This is a genomic window from Terasakiella pusilla DSM 6293 (genome assembly GCF_000688235.1).
In the GTDB taxonomy this organism is placed as follows: Bacteria; Pseudomonadota; Alphaproteobacteria; order Rhodospirillales; family Terasakiellaceae; genus Terasakiella; species Terasakiella pusilla.
Genome location: NZ_JHYO01000006.1, coordinates 72721 through 85253 on the forward strand (window position 1 = coordinate 72721; position 12533 = coordinate 85253).

Sequence of the window (12533 nt, forward strand, 5' to 3'; positions counted from 1 at the left end):
CCATAAATCAGATTGAAAAGAATATGTGGTCAAATATTGTTCTTTTATGCAATAATATTGCATGGACAAGATTGATTATAAAATACTGAACTTTCTGAAAGAAGACGCGGATATTACCAATGCGGCGCTGGCGGATAAAGTTTATCTATCGCCGAGCAGCTGCCTGCGTCGTGTCCAGAAATTAAAAAGTCAGGGTGTCATCAAAAAGACTGTGGCGATCATTGATGAGAAGGTGCTGGGCAGGAATTTGCAGGCCATCGTTGAAGTGGATTTTGATCGTCATGGCACAAGTTCATCAGCTCCGTTTAATGAACGGGTGAAGAATGAAATTTCGGTGACAAAAGCTTATGGGATCACGGGGGAAAGTGATGCGCTTTTGTTTCTCAGCTTAGTTGATATGCAAGAGTATGAGCAGGTCTGTGAACGTCTGTTTAATAACGACAAAAATGTGATCCGCTTTCGAACCAGCTTTGTGATGAAACGTATTAAGGATTAATCTGTGCCGTAGGTCGCAAGATTATAGAGAAACTCGTTTACGCGATTTTGTTCGTCTTTAAATTTAATGCCGCAGTGTTTGCCATTGACCCATACAACAGTGGCAGGCAGCTGATTTAAAAAGGGGAGGTCGATGGTGATAGCGCAGTGTTCGGGCAAGGTTTTGCGTTCAAACACGACCTTGGCCCCGCCCGCGGAAATATCCATCACCTGCGCGGGATAGCGCTTGTTTTCATAGAGAAGGTCAACCGGGACATTGATGGTATGGCGCTTGCTTTTTCGTTGTTCTATTTGTGTGGCGTGAAACATCTGAACCTCCCGACTTTTTTTAATACTAACGTATTATAAAGACAGGGGCGACCAAAAAGAAAACCCCGCATCCTGCGATACGGGGTTTTGTCTTTTAGTAAAGGGCAGGGGGCTTAGCGCCAGCCAGCCTTGTCGAAGATGCGAACAGCTTCTGCCTGATGTTCGGCGATTTTTGCAAGTTCGATATCATCAGCTTTGAATTTACCCCAAGAGGCCACTGTTTCGGAAACTTCGATCCCGTCGCGCAGCGGATATTCGAAAACTTCTTCCGTGTAGACTTTTTGTGCTTCATCAGAAGCGAGGAACTCAATCAACTTAATTGCAGCTTCTTTATGTTTTGCAGATTTGGTGACACCCGCGCCGGAGATGTTGACGTGAGAGCCGCGACCATCCTGGTTCGGCCAGACGACAAATACTTTAGAAGCGGCTTCTTTTTGTTTCTCGTCGCTACCGGCCAGCATTTTGCCGAGGTAGTAGGTGTTACCGATGGCCACATCGCATTGACCGGATGCAACAGCTTTGATCTGGTCGCGGTCGCCGCCCTGTGGTTTACGGGCGAGGTTTGCAACGATGCCTTCTGCCCATTTAGCAGCTTCTTCTGCGCCTTTATGCGCAATCATGGCGCCAAGCAGGGACTGGTTGTACACGTTGGTGGAAGAACGGATGCAGATACGGCCTTTCCATTTCGGATCGGTCAGGTCTTCGTATGTCTTGATCTCGCCTTCTTTAACTCGATCCTTTGCTGCAAAGATAACGCGTGAACGCAGGGACAGGCCAAACCAGTTGCCTTCCGGGTCACGGTATTTTGTCGGGATCAAGGATGACAGAGTGTCAGAAGAAACAGGCTGAAGGACGTCTGCTTTTTGCGCGCGGATCAGACGACCCACATCCGCAGTCAATAGGATGTCGGCAGGGCTGTTCATGCCTTCGCTTTTCAAACGTTCCAGTAGAACATCTGCTTTACCGTTGACGAGGTTTACGTCAATGCCGGTTTGCGCCGTAAAACGATCCAGCAACGGGCGGATCAGAATTTCCTGACGGTAGGAGTAAACATTTACTTCTTCCGCGGACGCAGTGGCAGCAGACAGACCTGTCAGCGCGCAGGCACCTGCGAGAAGGGAAAGGAAGCTTTTACGAAACATTTTTGTATGCATGGATCAGACCTATTTCCAATTTGGCGTTTGTCGATAATCGACGTGTCAAAACTTTGATATCTGAATTGGTACGGAGTTGCAAGTGAAAATAAGAATAGTTATCACCTTTTGAATCGATCTAAAAACGCATAAAAAAACCGCTCCCGAAATGGGAACGGTTTTTCCAGTGGGTAGAATTTGATTTAAGGTTATTCAGCTGCTGCATGGATCGGGTGCATGAAACGTTCTTCGGCCATAACATCGGCGATGATGGATGTTGGCTTGTTTTCTTTTTCTGCGCGCGTAAAAATTTCCAGCAAAGTATCATAGATGCCTTCGACTTTGGCTTTGACCACCGCAGGATCATAGTCATCGGTTTCGCTGGCAACATTAACCAGACCGCCAGCATTGATGACGTAATCAGGAGCATAGAGAATGCCCAGATCTTTCAGAGCCTGTCCGTGACGGGCTTCGGCAAGCTGGTTGTTGGCTGCGCCGGAGACAATCTGGACTTTTAACTGGTCCAGTGTTTTGTCATTGATGGTGGCACCCAAAGCGCAAGGCGCGTAGATATCGACCTCTTGGGCATAAACCTCATCCAGCCCGACGACGGTTGCGCCAAATTCTTCGACGGTGCGCTTGAGACTGTCTTGGTTAATGTCGCTGACAAACAGGTGCGCCCCTGCCTCATGCAGGTCTTTGCAGAGATAGTAGCCAACGTTGCCGACCCCCTGCACCATAACGCGCAGGCCTGTCAGGTCGTCCGTTTTCAGTTTGTGCTTAACGGCGGCTTTTAAACCGAGGAAAGTGCCGTAAGCTGTCACAGGGGACGGGTTGCCGGTTCCGGTGGATTTGCCGCGCACATGTTCGGTGCTTTCGCGGATATAGTCCATATCCTGAACGGTCGTCCCCACGTCTTCGGCGGTGATGTAAGCGCCGTTCAATCGTTCAATGACACGACCAAAGGCGCGCATCAAATCGGGTGTTTTGATTTTTTTGGGATCACCCAAGATGACGGATTTACCGCCACCAAGGTCCAGTCCGGTGATGGCTGCTTTATAAGTCATCCCTTTGGAGAGGCGCAGAACGTCGGTGATGGCTTCCTGCTCGTTGTTGTAGTTCCAGAAACGCGAACCACCAAGCGCAGGGCCACGGTTGGTGTTGTGAATCCCGATAATGCATTTCAAGCCGGTTTGTTCATCATGACCCAAAACCACATTTTCGTGGTTATCAAAATCGGCTGCTTCAAAGACAGACATAATCCTCTCCTGTTATATGGATGTTGTCGTCCTATTTATCTGTGAATTTTCGTGATGATTACAAGCTAAAAAGTGAGCTAATCCCTTGTTTTTAAGGTAATATTTTGCAATGCAATAAACGTTCTGAAAGTTGCTGTAAAGGCGAGTTGTTTTTTTATTTCACTCACAAGAACAGTTTCATTTGTAATTTTATTACGTTTCGTGCCAACTGGGGCTTGAGGCATTTTTTAAGGCGTGTTACCCATTGCTTAAAATGACCTTTATCACGAAATATTATTACACGGAGTTTGGGCCTTGTCGGTCTTTCACGGTGGCAATTTAGCGGGTGCAACAGAGAAATTCGGTCAACCGAAGGACGGGTGGCTGGATTTATCGACGGGCATTAACCCGAATCCTTATCCGGTACCGACTTTGTCTAACGACGTTTGGGGGCGTCTGCCCGATCATGATTTGGTGGTCGCGCTTAAAAAGGCGGCAGCTCACTATTATGGGGTTGGGGATGAAAGCTGTGTCATTCCGGTATCGGGGACACAGACACTCTTGCAGATTTTGCCCCATTTGTTTGTTAAGCCAAGCAAGGTTCGCATCTTGGAGCCAACCTACAAGGAGCATGCCCATTGCTGGGCGCTTGCCGGACATGACGTGGCGGGTGTTAAGACCTTGGAAGAGGCCGAAGCGCAGGCTGACATTATTATTGTGGTTAATCCCAATAACCCAACCGGGGCCATTTATGACGGGGCGGCGCTGGCGGCTTTGGCGGCGCGTATGTTTGCCAAAGGTGGCTTGTTGATTGTCGATGGTGCCTTTAGTGATTGTACGCAACAGGCCGATATTTCTGCCCATGCGGGCAAGCCGGGGCTGTTGATCCTGCGGTCATTTGGTAAGTTTTTTGGGTTGGCGGGGATTCGGTTGGGATTTGTCCTCGCACAGGGGCCTTTGGCGGACCGTCTGAAAGAAGGGATCGGCCCTTGGGCGGTGAATGGTCCTGCCTTGGAAATCGGGCGTCAGGCTTTTTTGGATGATAAATGGATTGGACAGACGCAATCACATTTGTTAGAGCAGGCACAGCGCCTGGACGGAGTATTGAGCGCTGCGGGATTGCACGTCGAAGGGGGAACATCTCTTTTTAGATTTTGTCGATCGATGCAGGCTCAGGAAATCTATCAGGCGCTGGGACGTCACGGGATACTCGTGCGTCCATTTGCAGAGTTGCCCGACCACCTGCGGGTTGGCCTTCCGGGCAATGAGAGTGAATGGATTCGTCTTGAAAATTCGTTAAAAACACTTAGGTGTGATTAAAGTCACTTACAGTTTAGATTGTTTGATTTAGATAATCAGGCGTTAAAATCTTGAGGTACTACAATGGCTCTCTTTGAAGTCGAAATATATAACGAGCTTGTTAAACAAGCGGTTCAAGCTGGTGAATCGACACAGTATAGTGATGAATGGGCGGATACACGGTATGTCGAAGTTTCTGCGCGTGACGAAATGGATGCACGTCGTCGTATTCTGAGCAAATACCCGAAAGACAAAGGGTTTATCATTAAAGGTATTTCACCAGCGTAAGGCGGATGTGTGACAGGCTAAGCCTTTCTTAATGAATTGGTACTACCATCAACCTTTAGTACAACACGACTAGGGAGTGAGCGGTATGTTTGCCGTCGCAACAGGAAATCAGAAAACATTTGAAGTTGGTATTTATAATCAAGAGGTCCGTAGCTGCGTGAAAGAGAACGACAGCCATCTTGATTATGGTGACCAGTGGGCAGATGTACATTATCAGAATATTATCGCAGATACGGAAGAAGAAGCCCGTTCCATGGTTGCCGAACGTTATCCGGCAGAACGGGGCTTCATTCTCGAGTCGATTTCAGAAAAAAGTTGATCGACGTGCTGCGTTAATCCTGCTTCATTTTTTCAATTTCATGATCGCGTAAATTTTTCCGACGGATTTTGCCGGTTGCGGTCAGGGGAAGTTGATCAACAAACTCGATATGCCTTGGATATTCGTGGGGAGAGAGTTTGTTTTTAACGAAATCACGAAGCTGGGTTTTAAGTTCAGGGGTGCCATCAAAGCCATCGCGCAAGGTGATAAAGGCTTTGATGGCTTCTGTACGTATAGGGTCCGGCACGCCGATGACAGCCGCCAGCGCCACGGCTTCGTGTTTGGTCAGGCAATCTTCAATCTCTGACGGGCCGATGCGATATCCGGCGGAGGTGATAAGATCATCATCACGCCCGACAAAGAAGATATAGCCCTCTTCATCCATATAGCCTTGATCGCCCATGATCAGCCAGCCGTCGCGATACTTCTTTTTTGTGGCTTCCGGGTTATCCCAATATTCCAGCAGCTGAACCGGATCACCTTCGCGTACCGCAATGTCACCGATCTCACCCCGTGGGACTTCAGCCGCATTTTCATCAATGATGCGGATGTCATGTCCGGGCACAGGCCGTCCCATAGAACCGGGTTTGACTGGCATGATTTTGGCGCAGTTGGAGACCACGATGTTACATTCGGTTTGACCGTAATATTCATTGAGAGTCAGGCCAAAGGCTTTGCGCCCCCAATCAAGGAGTTCTTCGCCCATAGGTTCGCCCGCAACGGTGACGGTGCGTAAAGACAGGTCAAACCGATCAGCGATATTATCGACCTGTCGCATGATTTTAAGGGCGGTTGGCGGCATAAAGATATTGCGTACTTTGTGGCGCGCCATCAAATCCAGCGCGGCTTCCGGGTCAAACTTACGGGCCCGATAGGCCAGAACGGGGATGCCAAGATACCATGCCCCCATCAAGATGTTCATCAAACCGCCAATCCATGCCCATTCTGCGGGTGTCCAGAACAGGTCATTTTCTTGGGGGGCAAATTCGTGGGACATTTGCACGCAAGGGATATGCCCTAGAATCGTGCGGTGGGCGTGTAAGGCGCCTTTGGGGTTGCCTGTGGTGCCGGAGGTGTAGATGATCAGGGCGCGATCTTCGGCTTTGGTATTGACGGGGGTGAACTCTTCGCTGATCCCGTCCAGTTCCTGATAGAGGCTGATGGCGCCGTCATCGGCACCGTCAACGAGAAAGACAAATTCCAGTGCGGGCAGTTTGTCACGCAGCGGTTTGATTTTTTGATAATTCTCTTTATCGGTGACAAGTACGCGGGCCGCGCTATTTTGTAGGCGGAATTCCAACGCTTCTTCCCGAAAGAGGGTAAAAAGCGGGATGGAGATAAAGCCAGCTTTCCAAGCCGCGACATGAGTTGCGGCGGTTTCCAGCGACTGGGTAAGCAGCACACCGACGCGATCTTCGCGCTGGAGGCCTATGCGGTTAAACAGGTTTGCCAGCTTGTTGGTGAAGCGTTTGACGTCTTCAAAGCTATAGCGCTGGATATCGCCGTGTGCCTGTTCAACGATCAGGGCTGTTTTTGTTGGCGTTTTGTCGGCATGAACATCGCAGACCGATACGCCCATATTAAAATTTTCTGGTACATCCCACGAAAAGGACGTGAAGATGTCGTCGTAGTTATCACTTTGTTTTAGCATTGTTCTGCCTCCCACTTTTTAGTGATTGTAGGGGGAGGGAACAGAATGGCAATCGCAATTACTGCGTAGGGGACATTATTCGGGGTTTAAAAAGGCTTCATAGACATTGACGCCATCAAGGACAATTCCGTCATAGCCTTCGCGAATGATGCCATAGAGATAGGACATGTTGTTGCCATACATGATCTGGTGCCAACCGGGGTTCCAATATTGCACCATATGTTTGTCAGAAGTGGTTTCAGACGGGTTTAGGATAAAAGACGGGTTGCCTTGGCTCCAGTCGTCTTTCCAGTAGTAAGCGCCGCGATAGGCAGCCCCAATATCCATGATTGCTAACACAGGGCGGCGTGAGCCGAGCTTTTTATACTGCATGGTGCGCACATTATCCGGCCCCAAGGTCTGGGAGCGAAGATGGAAAACCGGTGTGGCGATCATATCGTAATTGGTGTTGTGCATTTTCATCGCATATTCTTCACGGCTGCCCATACGTGAAGAATCTTCGATGAGGGCAAAGTTTTTGATCAGATTGATATTGCTGACCGTATGTGAATTTTCGTTGATCGGGCGACGTGGCCAGTTGGGTAGACGGTTGTTAAAAATCCCTTTGTCCGGTGCCACATAGGGGATGAATTTGTTTTTTAAGGAAAAACGGATGGCCGTATCAATATCTTTGGGTTTTTGAGCATAATCCACGGTAAAGATTTTAAGCCCTACATCACGCGCGATCTTTAATTCTTCTAACGTCTTTTTTTGTTCTTTTTCCGTCGTGCGCTGACCAATTTCAACACGGCCATAGGATAAGCCACTTTCTACCAATCCATCTAATGAACGCAAATAGACGGAGCTGGGGGCTGAGACCAACAAATCCACATCAACGATTTGTGTCATCAGCCCCTTGGCATCACGCACCAAGACGAGAAAATCCGGTTTAAACTTGCGTCCATACTTGGCGATGTTCTGCACAAGTGTGCGCATTTCTTCGGCGTAATCTATGAAGGGGGAGACATCTTGATAAAGTTGATTGCCATTCTCGTCAAACATCAGCGGTTTGCCTTGCGAGGTGGTCTGGGCATCCGCAATCGGGCTTGAGACTGACAAGCCGAGAATGAGGGCGCTACAAAATCCAACGAGTTTTCTTTTCAACATCACAAATCTATTTCGCTTCCAGTTGCTCCATGACCTCTTGGGCAATCGCCAGACTAGAGGTTAGTCCCGGCGATTCTATCCCAAACAAGTTTACAAACCCTAAAATACCATGGTCCTTGGGTCCTTGGATCATGAAATCACGCGCTTCTTCACCGGGGGCCTGAATTTTGGGGCGCACACCGGAATAATCCGCATGCAGATCACCGTCTTTCAGGGCAGGCCAATAGCGGCGAATGGCCTCATAAAAGATCTCGCCGCGTTTGGGGTCAACCGCATAGTCAATATCTTTGCCATCGTCCAGCCATTCCACATCAGGGCCAAAGCGGGCCTGCCCGCCCATATCCAAGGTCAGGTGGACGCCAAGCCCGGCTTTTTCCGGCACCGGATAGATCAGGTGAGAAAAGGGGGCTTTGGTCCCAAGGGAGAAGTAGTTCCCCTTACAGAAATAATCATCGGGAATGAGCTTTTGATCAAAGCCATCCAAGGTGCGCGCCAGTTCAATGGCATAAAGACCGGCAGCGTTGACAACGATATCAGCGCTGATCGTCATGGGCATGTCGCCGCCGACTTCTAGGGTAATGCCGCTTTCCTCAATCTTACCCGACAGGACGGGGCTGTTTAAGGCCAGCATGGCGCCTTGTTCTTCCGCGTCGCCTTGCAGGGCAAGCATGAAGGCATGTGTATCAACGATGCCTGTTGACGGCGATAAAAGGGCAGCTTCGCAAGACAGATTAGGTTCGCGACTCCGGGCTTCATCTTTTGATAGCCAGACGAGGTCGTTCACCCCATTTTCAGCGGCTTTTACTTGCACGGCCTTGAGGGCATCGAGTTGATCGGGCGATGTCGCAACGATCAGTTTACCCAGCTTTTTATAAGGCACGCCGTGACTATCGCAGAAGTCATAGAGCATCTCTTTGCCTTGGACGCACAGCTTGGCTTTCAGGCTGTCTTTTGGGTAGTAAATGCCTGCGTGGATGACTTCGCTATTGCGCGAGCTGGTGCCCATGCCGATGGCTTTGTCGGCTTCAATAATGATGACTTCTTTGCCTGATTGGGCAAGGCTTCTGGCGATGGCTAGGCCGACGACACCAGCACCGATTACAATCGCGTCAACGCGTTCGCTCATGTTCTTCTCTGTCCGATAGTCTGCTGATTAGGTGAGTGAAGGCGCACTATGGAGCCTTGGTAAAATTCGCGCAATAAAAAAGGCAAAACCCAATTTTGCGAACGCTTGGGTTTTGCCTTTTGAAAGGAAAGGTCTGTTTAAATTAGTCTTGCGACAAGTTGTTTTCTTTGATCACGCGCATCGCTTTTTCGGTCGCGGTTTCTTTTTTCTTACTGTGCAGGTCATTGAGATATTCAATAACGCTTTTGGTGACCTTGTTATATTCTGCGGGCTTTTCTTCTTTCAGGGCCATGTTATAAATGCCGTCACAATTTCTCTTGGCAACGTCATTTTCTTTTTCCCATTTTCTCTCAACCATTTTGATGAAGCGGGTCAGGTAGCCCGGCTTGATTTCGTCAATGTTCTGTTTCTCACTGAACGAGTGGACGAGGTTGAGGACTGTTTCGGCTTTATCTTGTCTGTCCAGTTTTTTGAAAACGCTAATGCAGCCGATCGTGCTATAGAGGAAGCCTTCTTCTTTATTCACTTCTTCGCTCATGTAAATAATGATGGAAGCGATGGAGGCAAAAACGGCGATAAAGACGATTGTAAACAGAAAGGCTTTTTTCATGATGGAAAGTCCAAGTTGAAAGTTTTCCTGACCCTACTGTCATCCTTGCCAAAAGGCAAGGGATGGCACTACATTGGGAACTTAAAAAAGTCTTAACAAGAGATTCTATTCCATGTGCTCTGAAATCGTAAAGTCCGTCTGCCCCCATGACTGCCCCAGTGTTTGCGCGCTGGAGGTCCAGAAACTATCTACCAGCCAAATCGGTAAAGTGAACGGTAGCCGTGAAAACCCGTTTACCAATGGCTTGGTCTGCGGGAAGGTCGCGCGCTATGCAGAACGTCTGCATCATCCTGATCGCTTGCTTTATCCGATGAAACGGGTTGGCAAAAAGGGTGAAGGCAAGTTTGCGCGGATCACATGGGATGAAGCACTGGATGAAATTGCAGAACGACTGCTGACGGTTGAGAAAGCATTGGGGAGCGAGGCCATCTGGCCGTTCTTTTACGCCGGGACCATGGGGCATGTGATGCGCGATGGAATTAAACGTCTGACCCATGAAAAGCGTTATTCCAAAATGCAGGGGACTTACTGTGTTGCCTTGTCGTCACCGGGATGGAATGCCGGGGTTGGCACGCAACGCGGACCAAACGTGCTGGAAATGGAAAAATCCGATGTGATTGTGATTTGGGGGCTGAATGCGGTTTCCAGCCAGATCCATTTGATGACCCATGCTTTAAAGGGTGTAAAGAACGGCGCGAAACTGATCGTGGTTGATCCGTACAAAAACAAGACAGCAGAAAAAGCTCATCTACATTTGGCACCAAGACCGGGGACCGATGGGGCGTTAGCCTGTGCGGTGATGCATGTGTTGTTTAAAGAAGGTTTTGCTGATCGCGATTATCTGGCGGAATATACCGATGTCCCCACTGAGTTTGAAGAGCATTTAAAAAGCAAGACACCTGAATGGGCAGAAGAAATTACCGGCATACCCGCCCATACGATTGAAGCCTTCGCCCGCCTATACGGCAGCACCAAAAAAAGCTTCCTGCGTATTGGGCATGGCATGACGCGATCACGTAACGGTGCCCATAATATGCATGCGGTGACCTGTCTGCCAGCGGTCACAGGGGCGTGGCGCGTTGAAGGGGGTGGGGCACTTTATAGTCAAGGCAATCTGGCATCGCTGGACAAGACCCTGATTGAAGGGCGCGACGTGATTGATGAAAGCGCGCGCACGCTTGATCAATCCCGCATCGGCGAGATCCTCTGTGGATCAAAAGAAGCGTTGAAAAACGGCCCGCCGGTAAAAGCCCTGTTTATCCAAAACACCAACCCACTAAGCGTTGCCCCAGATTCTGAAGCGGTGCGCAAAGGGTTTGCGCGCGAAGACCTGTTCACCTGTGTGCATGAGCAGTTTATGACAGAAACCGCGCAATATGCAGACATCGTCCTACCTGCAACCATGTTTCTGGAACATGATGATCTGTATACGGCCAGCGGTCACGGGACCTTGCAGGTTGGGAAAAAGGTCATTGAAACCACCGGCGAATGTAAGTCGAACCATGAGGTACTGAGCTTGTTGGCAAAGCGCCTTGGGGCGACGCATGAAGGGTTTGAGAAAACCGCGCTGGAGTTGATTGAAGAAACGCTCAAAGCGTCGGGCTATCCCACAGCAAACGAACTGGTCAACAAAACCGGTGAAGACTTGTATGTTGATTTTGACGAGGCACACTTTATCAACGGGTTCGGAACGGCGGATAAAAAATTCCACTTTAAGCCGGACTGGTCAGCCCTTGGTCCCAACGCGAAAGATATGCCTGCCTTCCCGGATCATTGGGATGTCATTGATGAGAAGACGGTGGAAAGACCGTTCCGTTTAATCACGCCGCCATCACAGAATTTTTTAAACTCGTCCTTTACGGAAACCAGAACGTCGCGTTTGAAAGAACGATGTCCCGAAGTGTTGGTGAACAACCGTATCATGCGAAAGTTAGGCCTGTCGGATGGGGACCTTGTACGTATCGGCAATGACCGCGCAAGTGTTGTCCTGAATGCGGTTGGTGTGAATGGCCAGCATGAAGACACACTGGTTGTTGAAGGCATTTGGCCGAGTTCATCTTTTGTGGAAGGGCGGGGCATTAACAGTCTGACATCTAGTCAGCCGGGGTATCCAAACAACGGAGCGGTTTATCACGATACATCGGTTTGGATGAAGGTTGACCTGTAAGATGGGCGCACACGTTATTGTCCTTGGAAATGAAAAAGGCGGTACAGGAAAGTCTACAGCAGCGATGCACGTCATTGCTGCGCTGTTGGGACAAGGCCTGCGGGTTGGCAGTTTGGATTTGGACTTAAGACAGGGGACCTTGTCACGCTATATTGAAAACCGCAGTAAATCTGATCGTTTACTGCGCGCCCCTGATCATATCCGTATTGTGGAAGACAATGGGCATTTTCAGGACGCTTTTGCGCGCTTAAGTGATGCGGAAGATGTGGTGGTGATTGATACGCCCGGTCATGATACGCCTCTGGGGCAATTGGCTCATAGCTATGCCGATACGTTGATCACGCCTTTAAACGACAGTTTTATTGACTTGGATGTACTGGCGCGGGTGAACGGGGAGAGTTTGACGATTGAACATCCCAGCCACTATGCGGAAACCGTCTGGAAGCAGCGTCAGCAAAAAATGTTGAACCAGAAAGGCGGGCATATTGACTGGATTGTCATGCGCAATCGCTTAAGCCATCTGGATGCCCGCAACAAAAGAGATATGGAAAAGCTGCTGGATGCCATGTCCAAACGATTGGGCTGTCGCATTGTCGCGGGCTTTGGGGAGCGTGTCATCTATCGGGAGCTGTTTTTAAAAGGGCTGACCATGATGGATTTATCGGCAGAAGAACTTTCCATGTCCCACTTGGCAGCACGACAAGAGGTGCGTACCTTAATTGAATCCATAAACTTACCTTGTCTGGATTAGA

Annotated in this window: 13 protein-coding genes; 6 read left to right on the forward strand and 7 right to left on the reverse strand. The window is 49.3% G+C overall.

Translation table 11 applies throughout. The features are described 5' to 3' along the window. Positions 1–61: 61 nt before the first annotated feature. Entirely contained in the window at positions 62–496 is a 435-nt protein-coding gene (locus Q397_RS0105510; protein WP_028878550.1) for an Lrp/AsnC family transcriptional regulator, read from the forward strand. On the opposite strand, the gene Q397_RS0105515 is transcribed toward Q397_RS0105510, so the two are convergent. The 3 genes from Q397_RS0105515 to Q397_RS21250 form a co-directional block, all read right to left on the reverse strand. After that, positions 493–804, reverse strand: a complete 312-nt coding sequence (locus Q397_RS0105515; protein ID WP_028878551.1) for a PilZ domain-containing protein — start codon at positions 802–804, stop codon at positions 493–495. The genes Q397_RS0105510 and Q397_RS0105515 overlap by 4 nt on opposite strands. A 113-nt stretch (positions 805–917) precedes the next feature. Then, positions 918–1958: a Fe(3+) ABC transporter substrate-binding protein gene (locus Q397_RS0105520; RefSeq protein WP_028878552.1), complete on the reverse strand. Its 1041-nt coding sequence runs from the start codon at positions 1956–1958 to the stop codon at positions 918–920. 188 nt (positions 1959–2146) lie between these two features. Continuing rightward, entirely contained in the window at positions 2147–3196 is a 1050-nt protein-coding gene (locus tag Q397_RS21250) for a Leu/Phe/Val dehydrogenase (RefSeq protein ID WP_051609743.1), read from the reverse strand. A 294-nt stretch (positions 3197–3490) separates the two neighbouring features. Here Q397_RS21250 and cobD point away from each other — a divergent pair, with 294 nt between their 5' ends. The 3 genes from cobD to Q397_RS0105540 all read left to right on the forward strand — a co-directional run bounded on the left by cobD (position 3491) and on the right by Q397_RS0105540 (position 5081). Further along, complete coding sequence (gene cobD / locus Q397_RS0105530) at positions 3491–4495, forward strand: threonine-phosphate decarboxylase CobD (RefSeq protein ID WP_051609744.1); 1005 nt, start codon at positions 3491–3493, stop codon at positions 4493–4495. 63 nt (positions 4496–4558) lie between these two features. Beyond that, entirely contained in the window at positions 4559–4762 is a 204-nt protein-coding gene (locus tag Q397_RS0105535) for a hypothetical protein (protein ID WP_028878554.1), read from the forward strand. Positions 4763–4847: 85 nt separating this feature from the next. Beyond that, entirely contained in the window at positions 4848–5081 is a 234-nt protein-coding gene (locus Q397_RS0105540) for a hypothetical protein (protein WP_038012909.1), read from the forward strand. A 13-nt stretch (positions 5082–5094) separates the two neighbouring features. Here Q397_RS0105540 and Q397_RS0105545 read toward each other — a convergent pair whose 3' ends face one another. The 4 genes from Q397_RS0105545 to Q397_RS0105560 form a co-directional block, all read right to left on the reverse strand. Further along, the gene (locus tag Q397_RS0105545) at positions 5095–6732 is read right to left on the reverse strand and encodes an acyl-CoA synthetase (protein WP_028878556.1); all 1638 of its coding nucleotides are present in this window, start codon (positions 6730–6732) and stop codon (positions 5095–5097) included. A 75-nt stretch (positions 6733–6807) separates the two neighbouring features. Then, the gene (locus Q397_RS0105550) at positions 6808–7878 is read right to left on the reverse strand and encodes a hypothetical protein (protein ID WP_028878557.1); all 1071 of its coding nucleotides are present in this window, start codon (positions 7876–7878) and stop codon (positions 6808–6810) included. A 7-nt stretch (positions 7879–7885) separates the two neighbouring features. Next, positions 7886–9004 (reverse strand): NAD(P)/FAD-dependent oxidoreductase, encoded by a 1119-nt coding sequence (locus Q397_RS0105555; RefSeq protein WP_028878558.1) that lies wholly within the window; start codon positions 9002–9004, stop codon positions 7886–7888. A gap of 142 nt (positions 9005–9146) precedes the next feature. After that, entirely contained in the window at positions 9147–9614 is a 468-nt protein-coding gene (locus tag Q397_RS0105560) for a hypothetical protein (protein WP_028878559.1), read from the reverse strand. 112 nt (positions 9615–9726) lie between these two features. Between Q397_RS0105560 and Q397_RS0105565 the strand changes: the two genes are divergently transcribed. Next, on the forward strand, positions 9727–11781 hold the full coding sequence (locus Q397_RS0105565) for a molybdopterin-dependent oxidoreductase (protein WP_028878560.1): 2055 nt from the start codon (positions 9727–9729) through the stop codon (positions 11779–11781). 1 nt (position 11782) lies between these two features. After that, on the forward strand, positions 11783–12532 hold the full coding sequence (locus Q397_RS0105570; RefSeq protein ID WP_038012910.1) for a division plane positioning ATPase MipZ: 750 nt from the start codon (positions 11783–11785) through the stop codon (positions 12530–12532). Position 12533: the final 1 nt, after the last annotated feature.

Bases quoted from the DNA above. Each gene is read 5' to 3' on its own strand.
- Q397_RS0105510 (WP_028878550.1), top strand. From the start codon at position 62: ATGGACAAGATTGATTATAAAATACTGAACTTTCTGAAAGAAGACGCG.
- Q397_RS0105515 (WP_028878551.1), bottom strand. From the start codon at position 804: ATGTTTCACGCCACACAAATAGAACAACGAAAAAGCAAGCGCCATACC.
- Q397_RS0105520 (WP_028878552.1), bottom strand. From the start codon at position 1,958: ATGCATACAAAAATGTTTCGTAAAAGCTTCCTTTCCCTTCTCGCAGGT.
- Q397_RS21250 (WP_051609743.1), bottom strand. From the start codon at position 3,196: ATGTCTGTCTTTGAAGCAGCCGATTTTGATAACCACGAAAATGTGGTT.
- Q397_RS0105535 (WP_028878554.1), top strand. From the start codon at position 4,559: ATGGCTCTCTTTGAAGTCGAAATATATAACGAGCTTGTTAAACAAGCG.
- Q397_RS0105540 (WP_038012909.1), top strand. From the start codon at position 4,848: ATGTTTGCCGTCGCAACAGGAAATCAGAAAACATTTGAAGTTGGTATT.
- Q397_RS0105545 (WP_028878556.1), bottom strand. From the start codon at position 6,732: ATGCTAAAACAAAGTGATAACTACGACGACATCTTCACGTCCTTTTCG.
- Q397_RS0105550 (WP_028878557.1), bottom strand. From the start codon at position 7,878: ATGTTGAAAAGAAAACTCGTTGGATTTTGTAGCGCCCTCATTCTCGGC.
- Q397_RS0105555 (WP_028878558.1), bottom strand. From the start codon at position 9,004: ATGAGCGAACGCGTTGACGCGATTGTAATCGGTGCTGGTGTCGTCGGC.
- Q397_RS0105560 (WP_028878559.1), bottom strand. From the start codon at position 9,614: ATGAAAAAAGCCTTTCTGTTTACAATCGTCTTTATCGCCGTTTTTGCC.
- Q397_RS0105565 (WP_028878560.1), top strand. From the start codon at position 9,727: ATGTGCTCTGAAATCGTAAAGTCCGTCTGCCCCCATGACTGCCCCAGT.
- Q397_RS0105570 (WP_038012910.1), top strand. From the start codon at position 11,783: ATGGGCGCACACGTTATTGTCCTTGGAAATGAAAAAGGCGGTACAGGA.